A 19,675-nucleotide genomic window follows, 5' to 3' on the forward strand; every position below is an offset into this window, starting at 1 on the left:
CGGCTTGCGTGTCGAATATCCGGATGGATTTGGGCTGGCGCGCTCGTCGAATACAACGCCGGTTGTGGTGATGCGCTTTGAGGCTGAATCGGAAGCGGCGTTGGCGCGTATACAGGCAGAGTTCAAGCGCGTGATCCTGGCGGCGAAGCCGGACGCAAGCTTGCCGTTCTAGGCCTACGCAAACAAGAACAATATCGCATTACGATTGCCTTGAGTTTGGTAGGCTGTGATGCAATCCCGGCCTAGCGCGCTGGATTTATGAAAATAAATACCAACCGTTCCGACTGAATAGGCGCACAGTGCCGTATTGAGGGGCGCCGAAGTCCGCATACATCCTATTTTCTAACTATCTATTGAACTGAAATCAGCTTGAACATCCTTATCGTCCGCGTTTCGTCCCTAGGGGACGTGGTGCATAACATGCCGATGGTGTCCGATATTCGGCGTCATTATCCTGACGCCAATATCGACTGGGTGGTGGAGGAGGGCTACACCAGTTTGGTGCGACTCAATCCGGAGGTGCGCAGGATCATTCCAATCGCACTGCGACGATGGCGTGAAGACTTGTTCTCGATTGTGACCCGGCATGAATTTTCTCATTTCCGTCGCCAGCTTAAGCAGGATGCTTATGACATTATTTTTGATACCCAGGGCTTGTTGAAAACCAGCGTCGTCATGCGTATGGCACGTCTGGCACCGAATGGTAAACGGGTCGGTCTGGCAAACGCTACCGAGGGCTCCGGTTACGAGCCGCTATCGCGGATCTTTCATACGGTGAGTGTGGCGGTTGGCTTGCGCACGCCTGCGGTCTTGCGCGCGCGTCAGGTTGCCGCGCGCGCTTTGGGTTACAGCGTTGATGGTCCGGTTGATTTCAATTTGCAGATGCCGGAGATGGCTCACGAGCTGTCACCATCATGGTTGCCCTGCCAGCAATACGCGGTCTTTTTCCATGGCAGTGCTCGCGCAGAAAAACAGTGGCCATTTGAAAACTGGATCAGGATTGCGCAACAGTTAGCGGCGAATGGCATGCCCATATTGTTGCCATGGGGCAGTGCGGCCGAAAAACAGACCGCTGAAAAGCTGGCGGCGCAGATGAGCAATGCCCGGGTATTGCCTAAATTACCTTTGATGGAGGCGGTGATGCTGGCCCAGCGGGCATCGCTGGTGGTAGGCGTCGATACCGGTCTGACTCATATCGCCGCCGCCTTTAATCGACCAACCATTGAGTTGTACTGCGATTCGCCACGCTGGAAAACAGAAGGAGACTGGTCGGACCAAATTATCAATTTGGGTAATGAGGGGAGTTCGCCGACGGTCGAGGAGGTTGCGGTTGCGGTTGACGTGCTTCAGGGGCGACTAAGTCAAAGTAATATCGCCTAGTTTTTGCGAACCGATACCGTCGGCCGGGCGGGACTTTCTCCAGAAATGGATGCAGCTGTTAAGTAATTAATTATGGAGTCGGAAAGTGCCGCCGCCACGGGGGGGCTGAAGGTTTTTATCAAGGCGATAAATTGGGTTTCAACCTCCTTCGTAGATTAGCAGTCACAACATGTTTAGTGTTGAGTATGTTTCCGAGAGACTTCATTTGCTTTATGCGAATGCGAAGACGCAGGTTTGGATAAGTCTCGCTGCGGTACTCTGTATTTTGATTGCCGAAATCGTCATACTGGGTTACCGGAAATCGTCGACTGCAAACATCCTTAGCCAGGATAGATCGGCCAGAAAAGACTTGTTAAGCTACATTTTGGATGTGTCCGGAGTGCTTCGGATTATCGGGCACGTCATGACCCTCGGCGGTGGGTACTTGTTTGGGCAGTTAATTAACAAGAGTTTATTAAACATCAACCTCGCTGGCAGTCTTGCAAACCCGGCGGTTCAAATTGCTTTCTTTTTAATCGGTAAGAGTTTTTTCGATTACTGGCTGCACCGGTTCATGCACACGATCCCGGTGCTTTGGGAAATTCATAAGTACCATCACTCGACGGCAGAGATGAATATCGTTCCGGCCCACCGCGAAAGCGTGCTGGTCGCCCCGTGGTCGTCTCTGTATTTCGCAATACCGTTGGGTATTCTTGGCGCCCCGACCACCACCTTCCTGCTCCTTGGGTTCTTGATTGAGCTACATGCTTTACTGATCCATTCTCAGCTGAAGTTTACCTGGGGAAGAGTAGGAGAATATTTTCTCATTTCTCCGCTAGCGCACAGAACACACTACTCCATCGCCTTGGAGCACTGGGACAAAATTATGGATTCCTGTTTTCGTTTTGGGATCATTTCTTTGGCACTTATCACATGGATAATGTGCGCAAACCGATTAAGGTCGGTGTTGACGACGCCACCTATAACAACGTAAGTTGGGCAAGGGAGATGGTCTACTGCGTTAAATCGTTCGCATCGCAGCATCTAAAGCTGCTGAAGGCAACCGTTTAGGCTCACTCTCGGAAGAATCCATAGGTAAGTTCTGCGATTGAAGAACCTGTAGAGCAAATCGATTGGCGGAAGGCAGCAGGAGTCGAACCTACCCGGGAGTGACTGGCACCCCCCACCGGGTTTGAAGCCCGGCCGCATCACCGGATACGTATGCCTTCCTTGGTGCTGCCGTATTGTACCGTTCGCCGTGCTTTTTAAAAGTGCCAGTCTATCGTTCCTGTTTTTCGTCTCAGAATGAGACTACGTTACCGGCGCGTACTACGTGCGTGTCGCGAACGCGGCGGGTATAGCCCACCCGGTCGAAAAATTCCAGGATCTGAATTGCCCGCTTGCGCCCGAGTCCGGTAGCATCGCGCCAGCGTGCTGCGCTTATTCCGCTTGTTCCGCTTGCTCCAGAGGGCGCCGTGGCCTCATGTTCCCGCGTTTGTCCGGCCGCCAGGCTGGCAACCAGTTCGGCTAATTCACGCACGCAGTCACGGTGGTAAAACAGATCAGGCTCAATCTGGTATAGCAGACCTTGCCGCACCATCTTGCGCAATACTTGCCGTACCTGTTCTTCAGGCGCCGCCAGTGTTTGCGCCAGTTCGCGAACCCAGGGCGGATCGAAGCGTGCCGCGACCAGCACAGGCAGCAGCTGCTGCGCCAGTAGCTGCTCGCGGTCGGACAAGGTCACCACATGCCCGGCCAGGTGCAACCATGGTCCGCTGCGCAGGATCGCGCCGTCGCGGAGCAAAGAGTCGATGACCGCCAGCCACAAAGCCGCATCCAGCGTTGGCAGCGTCATGCGCCGCAGCCTTGCGGCGTCCACACCCTGTTCGTCCGGAAAGCGGGCATGGAAATCGCTCAGCGCAGTTGTCGCGCGTGCGCGAAGCGACTGCCATTGGGTGGACAGCATGACGAAGTTGTCTTGTTCCTGCGTACCGGTTGCAATCAATTGCACCTTATCGGGCAATTGCAATGCGGCCGCTGGCAATCCAGCCAATTGCGTCAATGCCGACAGTCGCAATCCGCCTGGCGTTGCGGCTTGCAGCAGCGCTGTGACGCCATGACCGTCCGCCATCTGCCCCAATGCATCAAGCCAGATTTTGCGCTCCGGAGTGCGGCGCTTGCGTGCCGGCGCGAATGGATCGAGTATGCGGCCGCCGCCGATCGTCATGTTGGCCTGGGCGTTACGGACGATAAAACGATCGCCGGGAATCGCGCAGAGCGGTGCATCAAACTGTAGCTGCACTCTGGCGCGGCCACCGGGAGCCAGTGTATTCCCCTCCAGCAGCGTGACATGTGCGAGCTGGTGCAAGCTGCCAAGATGCATATGCAAGGGTGAGCGGTTGCGCAACAATACTCCGGCATTGGCCGACAACTGCAGTTCCGCATCGAGCCGCGTCGTCGGCGTCATCGCACGTGGGTCTGCAGCCCAGTCGCCGCGCTGGATGGCGTCCTTGTCGATGCCGCTCAGGTTGAGCGCGCAACGTTGTCCGGCGTGGCCGCTGGCAGCCTGGCGGTTTTGCACATGCAAGCTGCGCACCCGTGCGATGGCGCCGGACGGCATCAATGCGACATGGTCACCGACCTCGACCCGGCCGGAGAACACGGTGCCGGTGACCACGGTGCCATGTCCCGCCAGCGTGAATACCCGGTCAATCGCCAGCCTGAACCAGCCGTCGCCGCGGTGCGCTGGATGGCGCTGTGCAACTTCATGCAGATAGCGTTGCAGCGCCGCGGTTCCGGCATCTTGCGGAACATGCGCCGCCACCGGGAAAACCGGTATGCCGGCCAACGTCGAGGAGGCCAGCAATTGCCGGATCTGGTCGTCGACTTCAGCGATACGCGCTGCGTCAACCCGGTCGATCTTGGTCAGCGCGACGGCGCCGGCGCTGATCCCCAGCCATTGCAGTATCTCCAGATGCTCGCGCGTCTGTGGCATGACGCCATCGTCGGCGGCGATCACCAGCAACGCAAAGTCGATGCCGGAGGCGCCCGCCACCATCGTATGCACCAGGCGCTCATGGCCGGGTACATCGATGAATCCCAGCACGTCGCCATTCTCCAGCGGCGTGTAGGCATAACCAAGTTCAATCGAAATGCCGCGCTCCTGCTCTTCCTTGAGGCGATCGGTATTGACGCCGGTCAGCGCTTTGATGAGCGTGGTCTTGCCGTGATCGATATGTCCAGCGGTGCCGACGATCATAGGATTATGGCGCGCAACTGCGCGCTGAACAGGGCTTCGTCGCGTTGCTCCAGGCAGCGGCAATCCAGCCATAGCGTGTCGTTGCCGATGCGTCCGATCACCGGACGCGGCAACTGGCGCAGAGCTTTTTCGAGTTTGTCCAGCGCGCGCCCATGACGTTTGCCGCCATTGGCAGCGTTGGTGACATTCGCGGCACTGCGGGTACGCACTGCCAGACCGTAGCTGGGCAACTGGTCAACAGGCAAGGCGCCGCTGCCGATCTGGCTGAACATGACCTCAGCCGTGACCGTATAGTGGCTACCCAGCACGCTTTGCAAGATGGGTAGCAGGCGTTCGGCCTGGCTGCGTATGGCGCGCTGATGACGGGTGAGCAGGCGCAATGTGGTCAGGCGCTCGCTCAGGAATTCCGGCGCCAGATAGAGTCGCAGCACCGGCTCCAGCGCTGCCAGGGTGAGCTTGCCGACACGCAGTGCGCGCTTCAGTGGATTTTTCTTGATGCGGCGTATCAGGTCGGCGCGGCCAACGATGAGGCCGGCTTGCGGACCGCCCAGCAGCTTGTCGCCGCTGAAGGTGACCAGGTCGGCGCCTTGCTCGATGGTTTGGCGCACCGTAGTCTCGCTCGGCAAACCCCACTGTGCCAGGTCAAGCAGCGTGCCGCTACCGAGATCGACCGTGACCGGGAGCCCATGCGGCCGCGCCAGCTGCGCCAATGTCTCGACGTCGACGCTGCTGGTGAAACCGCTGATGGCGTAATTGCTGCAATGAACCTTCATCAGCATCGCGCTGCGTGCCGTGATGGCATTGGCGTAATCGGCCGGATGAGTACGGTTGGTGCTGCCGACTTCCACCAGTTTTGCGCCGGCCCGCTGCATGATGTCGGGAATCCGGAAGGCGCCGCCGATTTCGACCAGCTCACCGCGCGAAACGATGACTTCCTTTTTCTGCGCCAGCGCATTCAACATCAGCAACACTGCCGCCGCGTTGTTGTTGACCACGGTCGCGGCTTCGGCGCCGGTCAGTTCGCACAGCACATCCTCGATCAGCTCGTCACGGTCGCCGCGACCGCCGCTGTCGAGGTCGAATTCGAGATTAGCGGGAGTGGTCAACGCACTGACTACCGCCTGCACCGCTTCATCCGGCAGCAAAGCGCGCCCGAGATTGGTGTGCAGGACGGTGCCGGTAAGGTTGAACAATGCACGCAAGTGCAGTCGGTTGGCGGCTGCCAGTTGCTTGTCAAGAATGGCGGCAAGCTGCGAATCATCGACATCTGCCAGTACCAATTTTCCGGCCACGGCATCGACTCTAAGCTGGTCCAGATGCTTGCGTAGCGCGCCGGTCAGCTGAGTGCGGCCGTACTGCGCGAGTAGAGGCTTGATTTCCTCCAGGTTCAGAACCCGGTCAACTGAGGGAATGTCACTGGCAGCAGCCATCGAGCTAGTGGGCGTCCCGGTCGGCGTGATTGCAGCAGCCATTCAATTCTCCATGGATTGCCAGAGCAGTGGATTACAGTGCCGGCGCAGGTAACTGGTTTCCCCCATCAGCAGGTCCAGGGTTACGCTGGCAAGGTCATCGGCTAGCGGTTCGACATAGGGATCTTTTTCCTGGTAGAAGATTTTCAGCCAGCTATGGCACTCGTCGCAGGTCTCTGCCTTGATGGCTGCCGAACCGCCTTCTATGGCCTGGTAAGCAATGCCTTTGGTGGAATCGCAATGGCTGCATTTGATGCGCACCATATGCCATTCGGCGGCGCACATGCTGCATTGCAAGTAACGATGCCCTTGCGATTGTCCATCCATCCGTACCACGCTGGCCACCGGCAGCGAACCGCAGCAGGGGCACAGGCCGGGCGTATCGAGCAGCGGCACGTCGCGTTCGCTGAAGCGGGTCACAAGATCGCAGCACACCACCTGCAAGGCCGCGCTGTAAATCGGCGCAGTGGCTGGATCGACGATCTCGTGATTGCCCCGCAGGATGGCTTCGGCCTGGCTGTCACGCTGATTCGCGCTGCTTTGCTGGATACGCGCTATCAGTTCGGTTACGGCTGCCGGCAGGTTGAGGCCGCCGCCGGCTGTTGCGATGTGTTCGAGCAATTGATCCAGCACAGAAGGCCAGTGCGGATTGCGCACCTGGTCTGTTGCCAGAATCAGCGGCATCAAATGCGCGTGCGCGAGGTTGATGCGGGCCTGGTCCTGGGCGTGGTCGTTTGGCGCGTCGGCAAGTTTGTTCAAGGCTTGCTGTTGCGCCTCTGCCAGCACCGCCATCAGTTTCAGGTATGCGCCGATCGCGTTGCCTGCCGCGAGTTGTTTCAGGCGTCGCGCGCGATTGATGAATACGCTGGCGCGCTCTGGCAGGCGAATCCGCGGAATCGCGTTGTGATCGAGTGCTTCGATTTCACCGGGTTCGAGAATGCGTTGCAAAGTAGCCCCTTCATTCGCCTGTCATTCGCCTGTCATTTTCCTGTACCACGCCGGGTGATGCTTGCGCGCCCAGGCGCGGCTGACCGTGCCGCGGGTCATGGCGCCCACCGTTCCCTTGATCCAGAGGGCGGCATAAATATGCACGATGATGCCAACGATAAGCAGGAAACCGCATAGCGCATGCAGCACTGCCGCCGCCCGGATCACGAATATCGGGAACATCCAGGAAAACCAGGCGCGCCAGATAACGATGCCGGATAGCAGTAATCCAATCATACAGGCGATCATCATCCAGAACAGCAACTTCTGGCCGCCGTTGTAGCGGCCCACCGGCGGCAGGTTTTGTTCGCGGTTGTTGACGACATCGCGCATCCCCTTTAGCCAGGCAATGTCATTTTTTTCGATCAGGTTATAGCGCCAGAAACCCAGCGCCAGCACCGCAAAACTGATAAACATCAGCAGGCCGATGAACGGATGCAGGATGCGTGTCCAGGTGCCGCCGCCCAGCACCAAGCTGAGCCAGAACATGGCCGGGTGGAACAGCGCCAGCCCGGACAGCGCCAACACCACGAAGGTGATGGCAACGATCCAGTGGTTGATGCGTTCCTTGGCGTTGTAACGTTCGATAGTGTCGTTCTTTGCGTCTGCTTCGGCGTGGTTCATGGCGGCAGGTCCTGCGAGTTGGTGTTGCGATCGGGCGACGTTACCGGCTCTGTAGCGCGCCGTTTGACGTCGGTCTCTTCCCGTTCCGCGGCCTCGTCTTCTGCCGAGACCTGGTTCGGGCCGACCTTGATGTAGTGGAAAAATCCCGCCAGCGCAGTCAAGGCGATGCCCGCCAGCGCCAGCGGCTTGGCGGCGCCTTTCCACAAACCGACCAGCGGGCTGATGCGTGGATTGTTCGGCAAACCATGATACAGCGACGGCTGGTCGGCATGGTGCAGCACATACATGACATGGGTGCCGCCGACGCCTTGCGGATCGTACAGGCCGGCCTTGTCGAAACCGCGTTCCTTGAGGTCGACGATACGCTCTTCTGCGTGCGCCTTCATGTCTTCCTTGGTGCCGAATACGATGGCGCCGGTAGGGCAGGTTTTTACGCAGGCCGGTTCCTGGCCCACCGCGACGCGATCCGAGCAGAGCGTGCATTTGTAGGCTTTGTTGTCCTTCTTGGAAATACGCGGTACGTCGAACGGGCAGCCGGTCACGCAATAGCCGCAGCCGATGCAGTTTTCCTCATGAAAATCGACGATACCGTTGTTGTATTGGACAATTGCGCCGGGCGAAGGGCAGGCCTTGAGGCAACCCGGGTCTGCGCAGTGCATGCAGCCGTCCTTACGGATCAGCCACTCGAGATTGCCGTTCGGATTTTCATATTCCGAAAAACGCATCACGGTCCACGAATGTTCGGTCAGGTTGGGCGGGTTATCCAGTACGCCGACATTGACGCCGACTTCGTCGCGCAGGTCGTTCCACTCCATGCAGGCGGTTTGACAGGCTTTGCAGCCGATGCATTTGGTGACGTCGATCAGCTTGGCAACGGTGCCGGTCACTGGCTCACGCACGCCAGGCGGCGGCGTGGTGGTGGCGGACACCCGCTTGATATCTAATGATTGCAGTGCCATGGCTGCTCCTATGCTTTCTCGACCTTGACCAGGAACGACTTGAATTCCGGGGTTTGCGAATTGCCGTCGCCGACACCAGGCGTTAGTGTGTTGGCCAGGTAGCCCGGTTTCGCCAGGCCTTTGAAACCCCAGTGGATCGGGATGCCGACGTGGTGCACAGGTTTACCCTCAATCATCATTTTCTTGAGGCGCTTGGTCACCACGGCCACGGCGACGATATAACCGCGCTTGGAGCTGACCCGGACGCGCTGGCCGGCGACTACGCCGATTTCCTTCGCCAGATCCTCGCCGATTTCAACAAACTGCTCGGGTTGGAGAATCGCGTTGAGGCGCGCATGCTTGGTCCAGTAATGGAAATGTTCGGTGAGCCGATAAGAGGTGCCGACATGCGGGAAGGCGTAGGCCTTGCCGAACATGGCGCGGTCGTAGGGAAACACGCGCGCACCCGGATTGCTGGTTGCCGCCGGATTCTTTGGAAACAGCGGGTTGTAGCCGAGCGGCGTTTCGAAAGGCTCGTAATGCACCGGGAACGGTCCTTCGGCCATGCCGGCGCGGGCAAAGAAACGCGCCACGCCTTCCGGGTTCATGATGAACGGCCCCATGCCGCCCTCTGGTGCTTCGTCCAGCTTGAAGTCGGGCACATCGACGCCGCTCCATTTCTGGCCGTTCCAGCCGATCACCTTGCGTTTTGCATCGAACGGTTTGCCGTTGAGGTCGCACGATGCACGGTTATACAGGATGCGGCGGTTGGCCGGCCACGCCCATGACCAGTTCAGGGTCTGGCCGATGCCGGTCGGATCCGAGTTGTCGCGGCGCGCCATCTGGTTGCCGGCTTCGGTCCAGCAGCCGGCGAAAATCCAGCAGCCGCAAGCGGTGCTGCCGTCATCGCGCAACTCGGCAAAACCGGCCACCTGCTCGTTTTTCTTGCGCACGATCTTGCTGGCGTCCTTGGGGTCGGCCAGGTCGCTCAGTGCGCGGCCGTTGTATTCCTTGGCCAGTTCGTCTGCGGTGGGGCTTTCCGGATTGGCGTAAGGCCATGCCAGGTTGATGATCGGATCGGGATATTTGCCGCCGTCCTTGGCGTACATCTTACGAATCTTCAGGAACAGCGTCGACATGATTTCCAGATCGCTGCGCGCTTCGCCCGGCGGCTCCGCGCCTTTCCAGTGCCATTGCAGCCAGCGGCCGGAATTGACCAACGAGCCGTCTTCTTCAGCAAAGCAGCTGGTCGGCAGGCGGAACACCTCGGTCTGTATCTGGCTCGGATCGACGTTGTTGAATTCACCGTGGTTCTGCCAGAACTCGGAGGTTTCGGTGGCCAGCGGATCCATGATGACCAGGAACTTCAGCTTGGCCAGGCTGGCGCCGATTTTTCGCTTGTCCGGCGCTGCCGCCAGCGGGTTGAAGCCCTGCGCGATGTAACCGTTGACCTTGCCCTGGTTCATCAGCTCGAACACCTGCAGCATGTCGTAAGGTTTGTCCAGCTTGGGCAGGTAATCGTAGCCCCAGTTGTTGTCTGCCTTGGCGGCGTCACCCCACCATGACTTCATCAGGCTGACATGGAATTTGCCGTAGTTCTGCCAGTAACTCAGCTGGTTCGGGCGCAACGGCTTGCTAGCGCGCGCGGCAATGTATTTGCCATAATCCTGTTCGGATTCCGAGGGCAGCGTCATGTAGCCCGGCAGCAGGTTGGTCATCAAGCCCAGATCGGTCAAGCCCTGGATGTTCGAGTGGCCGCGCAGCGCATTCATGCCACCGCCGGCGATACCGATATTGCCGAGCAGCAGCTGCACCATGGCGCCGGTGCGGATGATTTGCGAGCCGATCGAATGCTGGGTCCAGCCGAGTGCGTACAGGATGGTGCCGGCACGCGTCGGCGAGGCGGTGGACGCCAGCATCTCGCACACTTTCAGGAATTTTTCCTTGGGTGTGCCGCACACGCTCTCCACCATTTCCGGCGTATAGCGCTCGTAGTGCGTTTTCATCAGGTTGAAGACGCAACGCGGATGGGCCAGGGTAGGATCGGTTTTCACAAAGCCGTCGTCGCCCAGTTCGTAATCCCAGGTGGTCTTGCTGTAGTTGCGCTTGTCCGCGTTGTAACCCGAGAAAATCCCGTCGTCGAAGGTGAAATCCTCGCGCACGATGAAGCTGAAGTCGGTGTAGTTCTTGACGTACTCATGCTGGATCTGATCCTTTTCCAGCAGGTAACGGATTACACCGCCGAGGAAAATGATGTCGGTGCCGGTGCGGATCGGTGCGTAGAAATCCGCGACCGAGGCCGAACGTGTAAAGCGCGGATCGACCACGATCAGCTTTGCCTTGTTATGCGCCTTGGCTTCCGTCACCCACTTGAAGCCGCAGGGATGCGCTTCGGCAGCATTGCCGCCCATGATCAGTATCACGTCCGCGTTCTTGATGTCGACCCAATGGTTCGTCATCGCTCCACGGCCAAACGTCGGGGCAAGACCTGCCACCGTCGGGCCGTGTCAGACACGCGCCTGGTTGTCGAACGCCAGCAGCCCGAGGCTGCGCATGGTTTTGTGGGTCAGGTAGCCGACTTCATTGCTGCTGGCCGATGCTGCCAGCATGCCGGTCGTCAGCCAGCGGTTGACGGTCAGGCCCTCAGGCGTCTGTTCGACAAAATTGGCGTCCCGATCCTGTTTCATCAGGGTCGCAATACGGTTTAGCGCATCCTCCCACGACATGCGTTTCCATTCCTTGGCGCCGGGCGCCCGGTATTCGGGGAACTGGAGACGGCTGGGGCTGTGAATGAAATCCAGCAGCGCCGCGCCTTTAGGGCAAAGCGTGCCACGATTAACCGGATGATCCGGATCGCCCTCGATATGAATGATGCTGGCCTTGGCGTTTTTTGCGCCATCGCCGAGGCTGTACATCAGGACGCCGCAGCTGACCGAGCAGTAGGGGCAGGTGTTGCGGGTTTCAGTAGTGCGCGCCAGTTTATAACTGCGCACTTCCGCCAACGCCGGCGCCGGAGAAAATCCCATCAGCGCCAGGCTCGAACCTGCCAGGGTAGCGCCAGTCGTTTTAAGGAACTGGCGTCTTGACATGTGAACCATGGGTAGACCTCTCTTTGTGCATTAATGCCAAATCGTGTCGAAGCATGCCAATTTATTATAGGATGGATTATTGTTTGTCAACAGAGGGAAATGCCGCGGCCCGGGTGTGATCGGAGCTCTCTGAATCCTTGCCGATAGGATGCTTTTTAAATTGCTTAATTGGCAACTGCAATTCAGGCTGAATTCATCGCGATTGATGCTGAGGTTCACGCCGTCATTGCAACGCGGCATAATACGGCCATGGAACAACAAATTCTCGAAATCGATATTGCCGACTGGCAGATAAACACGCCGAATTCGGCCTGGATTTCCGCGCTTGAAGCCGGAAAAGTCCTGTATTTCCCACATCTCAGCTTTACCTTTAGCGCCGATGAAAAGCGCTTTCTGACGCCGGCAATCCGCGATCCCAAGAGCCGCAATATAAGCTTGGACGCCAATGGCAGATTGAAAGGTGCGCTAGGCGATGCGGCTGACCAGCTTGCTTTGGCAAACATGATCGGGCGCTTTCGTAAGCAAGCACAGCAACTGATCTATTCCTTGTTGCCTGCTTATGCCGACACGCGCAGCGAATTGCGCATGGCGCCGACCAGCTATCGGCCGATGCAGGTGGAAACCCGGTCCCAATCCTGGCGCGCCGATGATCGCCGCATGCACGTCGATGCTTTCCCTTCGCGTCCCAATTACGGCGAACGCATCTTGCGTGTGTTTGCCAATGTCAATCCGGACGGCGTGCCGCGCGTATGGCGGGTCGGTGAACCATTCGAAGATGTCGCGCAACGTTTCCTGCCTAGGGTAAAAGCGTATTCGCGCTGGCAGGCGCAGGCCTTGAACGCCTTGCATGTCACTAAGTCCCTGCGTAGCGAATACGACCATCTGATGCTGCAATTGCATGACGCCATGAAGTCTGATCTGGCCTATCAAAAAGACGGCCCGCAAGTGACGCAGCCATTTGCCGCCGGATCGGTATGGGTATGCTTTTCTGATCAGACGCCGCATGCGGTCATGTCGGGCCAGTACATGATGGAGCAAACCTTGCATCTGCCGGCCGCCAAGCAATACGATCCCGACGCCAGCCCGCTGGCGATTTTACGGCGTCTGACTGGCCGTGCGCTGACCGAATGAAGGCTGGATCGGGTTTTGATGCAGGGCGGGCCTGGCGCATCCGCTTGTTGTATTCCGCAGTATGGTGGCTGGCGATGCCCTTGGTATTGCTGCGCTTGTGGCGCCGTGGCAGTAAAGAGCCGGGTTACCGGCAGCATGTGCTGGAACGGATTGGTTTTTATGCGCCGCTAGCGCCGCCGCTGGCAGCGGGAAAATTCCTGTGGGTACATGCGGTCTCGGTCGGCGAAACGCGCGCTGCCGAGCCCCTGATCGCAGCCATGCTCGACGCCTACCCGGACCATGCCATCCTGTTGACGCATATGACCGCCACTGGCCGCGCCACCGGGCAAGCCTTGTTCGGTAAATCGCCGCGCGTGTTGCAGTGTTTTCTGCCCTACGATACCGGCTGGATGGTGGGGCGTTTCCTGCGTCATTTTTCACCTCGCCTGTGCGTGCTGATGGAAACCGAGGTATGGCCGAACCTGATCGTCCAGTGCGGACGCTACAAGGTGCCGGTGGCCTTGGTCAATGCGCGCCTATCAGAACGTTCGCTGCGTCGCGGCAAGCGTTTTTCTACGCTGATGACCGAGGCCGCCGGCGGCATGTCCTGTGTCGGCGCACAGACCGCAGCAGACGCCGGCCGTTTGCAGCAGCTCGGCGGCAGCAACGTGCAGGTTACCGGCAACCTTAAATTCGATGTCACGCCGGCCGCGGCTTTATTGGCTGTCGGCGCTGCAATGCGAGCGCAGATCGGTAAGCGCCCGGTGCTGCTCTGCGCCAGCACTCGTGATGGCGAAGAACAACTGATTCTTGAAGCTTGGTCGAAGCGTGGCGAGGCTCCGGCATATGCCAATTTGCTGATGATTATCGTGCCGCGCCATCCGCAACGCTTCGATCAAGTGGCGGAGTTGGCGGCAGCCAAGGGCTTGCCATCGTTGCGTCGTAGTCGTCTGGGCGGCGAGCCGGTGCCGCCGCAAGTGAAGATCTTGGTCGGCGATTCGATGGGCGAGATGTTCGCCTATTACGCTGCCTGCGACGTGGCGTTTATCGGCGGCAGCCTGCTACCGATGGGCGGACAAAACCTGATCGAAGCGTTTGCGGTCGGCAAGCCGGTATTGATCGGTCCTCATACTTTCAATTTTTCAGACATTACCGAGCAAGCCATTGCCGCCGGTGCGGCGCAACGGGTAAGTGACGTCGATAATATGCTGGATACCGCCCTGCAATTGTTGCAGGCCGATCAGCAACGCCAGACGATGGGCGAGCAAGCCAGCCAATTCGCGCAACAGCATCGTGGCGCTACCGCGCGCACCATGGCGCTGTTGGCGCCGTTTATCTAATCCTGTTGATCATGCATGCAACTTTTATCGTCACCAAACTGGTCAGTACGCTATTTCTTCTGCCGACCAATCTGATCTTGTTGTGCATCGCCGGCATGCTGCTGCGGCGTGTTTATCCACGCGTCGGCATGGCCGTCAGCCTGGCGTCGCTTCTGTTGCTGGCGGTCCTAAGCAGCAAGGCCGGCGCTCTGTTGCTGGTGACGCCGCTGGAGCAACGCGCACTGCCATTGGCGGCAGGCGCTGCCAACGGTGCACAGGCGATTGTCATATTGGGCGGCGGCAGATTGGAAAATGCGCCTGAATATAGCGACGACGACATTCCAAACTATTGGACTTTCGCGCGTTTGCGCTACGGCGCCAAATTACAGCGCCAGACCGGGTTGCCGATATTGGTGTCGGGCGGAATGCCTGAGGGTTCGAAAGTATCCGAAGCAGCAGTGATGGCAAACAGCTTGCGCGACGATTTTGCGACACCGGCAAAATGGCTCGAAGGGGCATCCGACGATACGGAACAGAATGCAAAATTCTCAGCCAGGATTCTGGTGCAAGCGGGCGTGAAAAAAATCATACTGGTGACCGATACCCTGCAGATGCCGCGAGCCCAGATGATGTTTGCTCATACTGGTCTGGATGTGGTGATTGCACCGACCATATTTTTTAGCCGGGACCGGATAACCTTTCTCAGTTTTCTGCCGTCGGGCGAGGGCTTGCGCCGTAGCGAGTATGCGCTGCATGAGTGGCTGGGCATACTTTGGTACAAAGCTCGCCATGGTGATTCGCGGCCAGCTGGCAATGCGCGGGTTGGTAGCTGATTCGCAGTTTGTTCTTGAAATAAAAACGCCGCACAAGTGCGGCGTTTTTTCATTTCACTGCGCAATTGAAACGCAGTCAAACTCAGGCTACGATTTTGCCGCCACGGTATTTTCATTCAAACCGCCACCCAGCGAACGATACAGATCGATCGCATTGTTCAGGCGCAATTGCCGCGTCTGAATCAATGATTGCTGCGCCGAGAACAAATCACGTTCTGCGTTCAAGCGGTCGGTCGAACTGGCGATGCCGTTCTTGTAACGCAGATCGGTCAATTTCACCCGTTGTTCCTGCGCTTTGACGAACGCATCCTGCGCTGACAGCTCCTCTTCTAGCGTGCTGCGAGCAACCAATGCATCGGCAACTTCCCTGAATGCGCTCTGTATGGTCTTTTCGTAGCTGGCAATCGCCAGATTCTTGCGGATTTCACTCAGCGACAGATTGGCGCGGTTGCGGCCACCCTCAAAAATCGGCAACGTCAGTTGCGGCACAAACGACCAGGTGCGGCTGCCTGCCGAGAACAGGCTGCCCAGCGATGTGCTGGCATTGCCGATCCCGGCCGTCAGCGAGATGGTAGGGAAGAAGGCAGCGCGGGCCGCACCGATGTTGGCGTTGGCAGAACGCAGTTGCTGTTCCGCTTCACGAATATCCGGGCGGCGATTCAACAGATCGGAAGGCAGGCCGGCCGGGATGTCGCTGACGATTTGCTCATCCGACAGCGATTGCGACGCCGGCAGCTCGCCCAACGGCTTGCCGACCAGCAGCGTCAAGGCATTGGTCGCCTGGCCGCGCTGGCGTACCAGCGACGCCAGCGATACCCGAGCCGATTGCACTAGCGTTTCGGAGTTGCGCAGATCGAGCTCCGACGATGCGCCGACATCAAAGCGCATCTTGTCCAGCTTGTAGCTGTCCAGCCGGCTATCCAGGGTTTGCTGCGCCAGACTTTGCTGCTCGGCGAGCGACTGTTCGGTCAGATAAGCTTGCGCAACTTGCGAAATCAGACTGATTTGCGCTGCCTGGCGTGCTTCTTCGGTCGCCAGGTAACTAGCTAGCGCAGCATCTTTCAAGCTGCGGACACGGCCGAAGAAATCCAGTTCGAACGATGTCATGTTCAAACCGACCTGGTAGGCCGTGCCGACAGCGGGTTGACCCGGAACCAATTGATCGGCAGCGGTGCGACCGCGCGTACGGCTGAAGTTGCCATTGAAATGCGGCAACGCATCGGACGCGGTGATGTCGTATTGCGCGCGCGCCTGCTCGATGTTCAAGGCGGCGGTGCGCAGATCGCGGTTGTTTTCAAGCGCCGAGGCAATCAGCGCCTGCAGCCGTTGATCCGGGAAAAACTGGCGCCAGCCGAGCGCCACTGCATCCAGTTGCGCCTGGCCATCGGCGGCAGCCGGGTAGCTGCCGGCCACCGGTGCTTCCGGCCGTACATAGGTCGGCGCCATGGAGCAACCCGACAGGACCCCTGCCAGCAGCAGGGCGCTGGTCAAGTGCTTGGGTAATAACGCCGTAATTGCCTTCGAATTTGCCAGGTTAAACATGCTGATTCTCCACATCTATTTTGTGACCGGCCGCATGCAGCTTGCGTTGGCGTTCGCTGCCCTTGAAGAGTCTGCGCACCACCACGAAGAACACCGGCACCAGGAATACCGCCAAGGCTGTCGCTGTGATCATGCCGCCCATCACACCGGTACCGATCGCACGCTGGCTGCCTGAGCCAGCGCCGGTCTTGATCGCCAGCGGCAGCACGCCCAGGATGAACGCGAACGAGGTCATCAGAATCGGACGGAACCGCAGATGCACCGCTTCCAGCGTCGCTTCGATCAGGCCCTTGCCTTGCGCTTGCAAGTCTTTCGCGAATTCGATAATCAAAATCGCATTCTTCGCCGACAAACCAACCACGGTAATCATCCCGACCTTGAAGTAGACGTCGTTAGGCATGCCGCGCAACGTAACCCCCAGCAGCGCGCCGAGAATCCCGAGCGGCACCACCAGCATCACTGCCAGCGGGATGGAAGTGCTTTCATACAGGGCTGCCAGCACCAGGAATACCGCCAGCAGCGACAATGCATACAGCATCGGCGCTTGCGAACCTGAGGTCTTTTCTTCCAGCGACTGGCCGGTCCATTCAAAGCCGAAGCCAGGCGGCAGTTTGGCAGTCAGCGCTTCCATTTCATCCATCGCTTCGCCGGTGCTGTGGCCAGGCGAGGCGCCACCGGAGATTTTCATCGCCGGATAGCCGTTGTAGCGCGTCAGTTGTACCGGTCCGTTGGTCCAGCGCGAGCTGGTGAATGACGAGAACGGCACCATGGTTCCTTGTGTGTTCTTGACATACAGCCTGGCCAGGTCTTCCGGTTGCAGCCGTTGCGGTGCATCGGCCTGTACGATCACCCGTTGCTGACGTCCCTGGTTCGGGAAGTCATTCACGTAGGACGAACCAAGCGCGGTCGACAGCGCGCTGTTGATCGCATTGAACGAGACGCCCAGGGCGTTGGCCTTGTCGCGGTCGATATCCAGTTGCAGCTGCGGCGCATCTTCCAGGCCTTCCGGGCGAACCCCCGCCAGGATCTTGCTTTGCGACGCCATGCCCAGCATCTGGTTGCGTGCTGCGGTCAATGCCGCATGTCCCACGCCGGCGCGGTCTTGCAGACGGAAAGTAAAGCCCGTTGCGTTACCCAGTTCAGGAATCGGCGGCGGGTTCAGCGGATAGATGATGGCGTCCTTGATTTGCGAGAACACACCAAATGCCTTGCCTGCAATCGCGTCGGCCGACTGATCCGGACCGCGTTCGCTCCAATCCTTGAGCGGGGTGAATACCAGGCCTGCATTCTGGCCGTTACCGGAGAAGCTGAAGCCGGTAATGGCCACCACATTGGCTACACCAGGCAATTTCTTGTAATAATTTTCGATTTGCTTGATGACTTCCAGGGTGCGGTTGGTGCTGGCGCCGGAAGGCAACTGTACGTTGGTGACGATGTAACCCTGATCTTCGGCCGGCAGGAACGATGCCGGCAAGCGCGCATACAGCAAGCCGACGCACACCAGGATCGCGCCATATATCAGCAGATAGCGGCCGGTCTTGCCCAGCATCTTGGCGATAAAGCCTTGATAACTGTTGGTGGTAGCGTTGAACTTGCGGTTGAACCAGCCGAAGAAGCCTTTTTTCTCATGGTGATGTCCAGCCTCCACCGGTTTCAAGATGGTGGCGCACAGCGCTGGCGTCAGGGTAAACGCCATCAATACCGAGAACACCATGGAAGCCACCATCGACAGCGAGAACTGGCGATAAATCGCGCCCACCGCGCCGCTGAAGAAAGCCATCGGGATGAACACGGCGATCAGCACCAGGGTGATACCGATCAGCGCGCCGGTAATCTGGCCCATCGCCTTGCGGGTTGCATCGCGTGGCGACAAACCTTCTTCGCTCATGATGCGTTCGACGTTTTCCACCACCACGATCGCATCGTCAATCAGGATACCGATTGCCAGCACCATGCCGAACATGGTCAGGACGTTGATCGAGAAGCCAAACAGCAGCAAGGTGGCGAAAGTACCCATCAGTGCGACCGGCACCACCACTGTCGGAATCAAGGTGTAGCGGATGTTTTGCAGGAATAGATACATCACCAGGAACACCAGGACGATCGCTTCGACCAAGGTCTTGACCACTTCTTCGATCGAGATCTTGACGAATTTCGAGGTGTCGTAAGGGATCGTGTAAGTAACGCCGGCCGGGAAATATTTGGACAGCTCAGCCATCTTGGCATGGACCGCGGTGGCGGTGCCCAGCGCATTGGCGGTTGGCGACAGTTGCACCCCGACGAAGGAGGTTGGCTTACCGTCGAGCCGGCCGGCGGTGGCATAAGACTGGCCGCCGATTTCGATACGGGCAACGTCGCGCAGACGCACCACCGAGCCGTCCGCATTAGCGCGCAGCTGGATATTGCCGAACTGTTCAACGGTATTCAGCTGGCCGGTGACAACCACGGTAGCGGAAATCTGCTGCGTACCAGGGCTAGGCAGGTCACCGATGGTGCCGCCTGCGACCAAGGCATTTTGCGCTGTGATTGCAGCCGTTACATCGGCTGGCGTCAGGTTGAGGCCAACCAGCCTGGCTGGATCAATCCAGATCCGCATCGCCCGTTCAGTACCGAACAACTGCGCCTGGCCAACGCCTGGCACACGTTTGATTTCGTTCACCACGTTGCGCGACAGATAATCGCCGAGTGCAATCGGGTCCAGCTTGCCGTCAGACGAAGACAGGCCGATAAACATCAGGAAGTTGCTACGCGACTTGGTGACTTGCACACCTTGTTGCGTGACTGCCGCAGGCAGCCGCGCCTCAACCCGTTTCAAGCGGTTCTGTACATCCACCGCTGCCAGATCGGCGTTGGTTTCCGGAGTAAAAGTGACGGTGATCGCCACTGAGCCGTTGGCCTGGCTTTGCGACTCGATATATTGCAAACCGTCGGCGCCGTTCATTTCCTGTTCGATCAGGCTGGTAACGCTATCGTCCAGGGTTTGTGCAGTTGCACCGGGATAGGTAGCGTTAACTACAATCGTTGGCGGCGCAATCGAGGGGTACTGGGCCACTGGTAATTGCGTGATGGACAATGCACCCCCGAGCAGGATGAATATGGCCAACACCCACGCAAATACGGGGCGATCGATGAAAAACTTGCCCATT

General features: G+C 58.5%; 13 protein-coding genes, 1 tRNA gene and 1 pseudogene. 6 read left to right on the forward strand and 9 right to left on the reverse strand.

The features are described 5' to 3' along the window. The 3 genes and pseudogenes from VNZ60_RS12510 to VNZ60_RS12520 all read left to right on the forward strand — a co-directional run. A pseudogene (locus VNZ60_RS12510) lies at positions 1-172 on the forward strand (phosphomannomutase/phosphoglucomutase); the annotation flags it as partial. Between the two features lie 197 nt (positions 173-369). Further along, the gene (gene waaC, locus VNZ60_RS12515; RefSeq protein ID WP_325659595.1) at positions 370-1,380 is read left to right on the forward strand and encodes a lipopolysaccharide heptosyltransferase I; all 1,011 of its coding nucleotides are present in this window, start codon (positions 370-372) and stop codon (positions 1,378-1,380) included. 169 nt (positions 1,381-1,549) lie between these two features. Continuing rightward, on the forward strand, positions 1,550-2,353 hold the full coding sequence (locus VNZ60_RS12520) for a sterol desaturase family protein (RefSeq protein ID WP_325659597.1): 804 nt from the start codon (positions 1,550-1,552) through the stop codon (positions 2,351-2,353). A 140-nt stretch (positions 2,354-2,493) separates the two neighbouring features. Here VNZ60_RS12520 and VNZ60_RS12525 read toward each other — a convergent pair. The 7 genes from VNZ60_RS12525 to fdnG all read right to left on the reverse strand — a co-directional run bounded on the left by VNZ60_RS12525 (position 2,494) and on the right by fdnG (position 11,734). Continuing rightward, positions 2,494-2,589: transfer RNA gene (locus tag VNZ60_RS12525), tRNA-Sec, on the reverse strand. Positions 2,590-2,659: 70 nt separating this feature from the next. Next, entirely contained in the window at positions 2,660-4,618 is a 1,959-nt protein-coding gene (gene selB, locus VNZ60_RS12530) for a selenocysteine-specific translation elongation factor (RefSeq protein ID WP_325659599.1), read from the reverse strand. Further along, entirely contained in the window at positions 4,615-6,090 is a 1,476-nt protein-coding gene (selA, locus tag VNZ60_RS12535; protein ID WP_325659601.1) for an L-seryl-tRNA(Sec) selenium transferase, read from the reverse strand. The genes selB and selA overlap by 4 nt, the downstream gene beginning before the upstream one ends. Further along, the gene (gene fdhE / locus VNZ60_RS12540; protein ID WP_325659603.1) at positions 6,091-7,035 is read right to left on the reverse strand and encodes a formate dehydrogenase accessory protein FdhE; all 945 of its coding nucleotides are present in this window, start codon (positions 7,033-7,035) and stop codon (positions 6,091-6,093) included. A gap of 21 nt (positions 7,036-7,056) precedes the next feature. After that, on the reverse strand, positions 7,057-7,698 hold the full coding sequence (locus tag VNZ60_RS12545; protein ID WP_325659605.1) for a formate dehydrogenase subunit gamma: 642 nt from the start codon (positions 7,696-7,698) through the stop codon (positions 7,057-7,059). Continuing rightward, entirely contained in the window at positions 7,695-8,657 is a 963-nt protein-coding gene (gene fdxH, locus VNZ60_RS12550) for a formate dehydrogenase subunit beta (RefSeq protein ID WP_325659607.1), read from the reverse strand. Before fdxH ends, VNZ60_RS12545 begins: the two co-directional genes overlap by 4 nt. 8 nt (positions 8,658-8,665) lie before the next feature. After that, positions 8,666-11,734, reverse strand: coding sequence for a formate dehydrogenase-N subunit alpha (fdnG, locus tag VNZ60_RS12555; RefSeq protein WP_325659609.1), 3,069 nt, complete (start codon positions 11,732-11,734; stop codon positions 8,666-8,668). 240 nt (positions 11,735-11,974) lie between these two features. Between fdnG and VNZ60_RS12560 the strand changes: the two genes are divergently transcribed. The 3 genes from VNZ60_RS12560 to VNZ60_RS12570 are packed head-to-tail and all read left to right on the forward strand — an operon-like array spanning position 11,975 to position 14,987. Further along, positions 11,975-12,856, forward strand: a complete 882-nt coding sequence (locus VNZ60_RS12560) for a Kdo hydroxylase KdoO (RefSeq protein ID WP_325659610.1) — start codon at positions 11,975-11,977, stop codon at positions 12,854-12,856. After that, positions 12,853-14,175: a lipid IV(A) 3-deoxy-D-manno-octulosonic acid transferase gene (gene waaA / locus VNZ60_RS12565; RefSeq protein WP_325659612.1), complete on the forward strand. Its 1,323-nt coding sequence runs from the start codon at positions 12,853-12,855 to the stop codon at positions 14,173-14,175. The genes VNZ60_RS12560 and waaA overlap by 4 nt, the downstream gene beginning before the upstream one ends. An 11-nt stretch (positions 14,176-14,186) precedes the next feature. Further along, positions 14,187-14,987, forward strand: coding sequence for a YdcF family protein (locus tag VNZ60_RS12570; RefSeq protein WP_325659614.1), 801 nt, complete (start codon positions 14,187-14,189; stop codon positions 14,985-14,987). An 87-nt stretch (positions 14,988-15,074) separates the two neighbouring features. Here the strand turns inward: VNZ60_RS12570 and VNZ60_RS12575 are convergent, their stop codons facing one another. Continuing rightward, positions 15,075-16,529 carry an efflux transporter outer membrane subunit gene (locus VNZ60_RS12575; RefSeq protein WP_325659615.1) on the reverse strand — a complete coding sequence of 485 codons (1,455 nt, stop codon included), beginning with the start codon at positions 16,527-16,529 and terminating at the stop codon, positions 15,075-15,077. Beyond that, positions 16,522-19,674 (reverse strand): efflux RND transporter permease subunit, encoded by a 3,153-nt coding sequence (locus VNZ60_RS12580; protein ID WP_325659617.1) that lies wholly within the window; start codon positions 19,672-19,674, stop codon positions 16,522-16,524. Before VNZ60_RS12580 ends, VNZ60_RS12575 begins: the two co-directional genes overlap by 8 nt. Position 19,675: the final 1 nt, after the last annotated feature.

Source organism: Collimonas sp., assembly GCF_035566375.1.
GTDB lineage: Bacteria > Pseudomonadota > Gammaproteobacteria > Burkholderiales > Burkholderiaceae_D > Collimonas.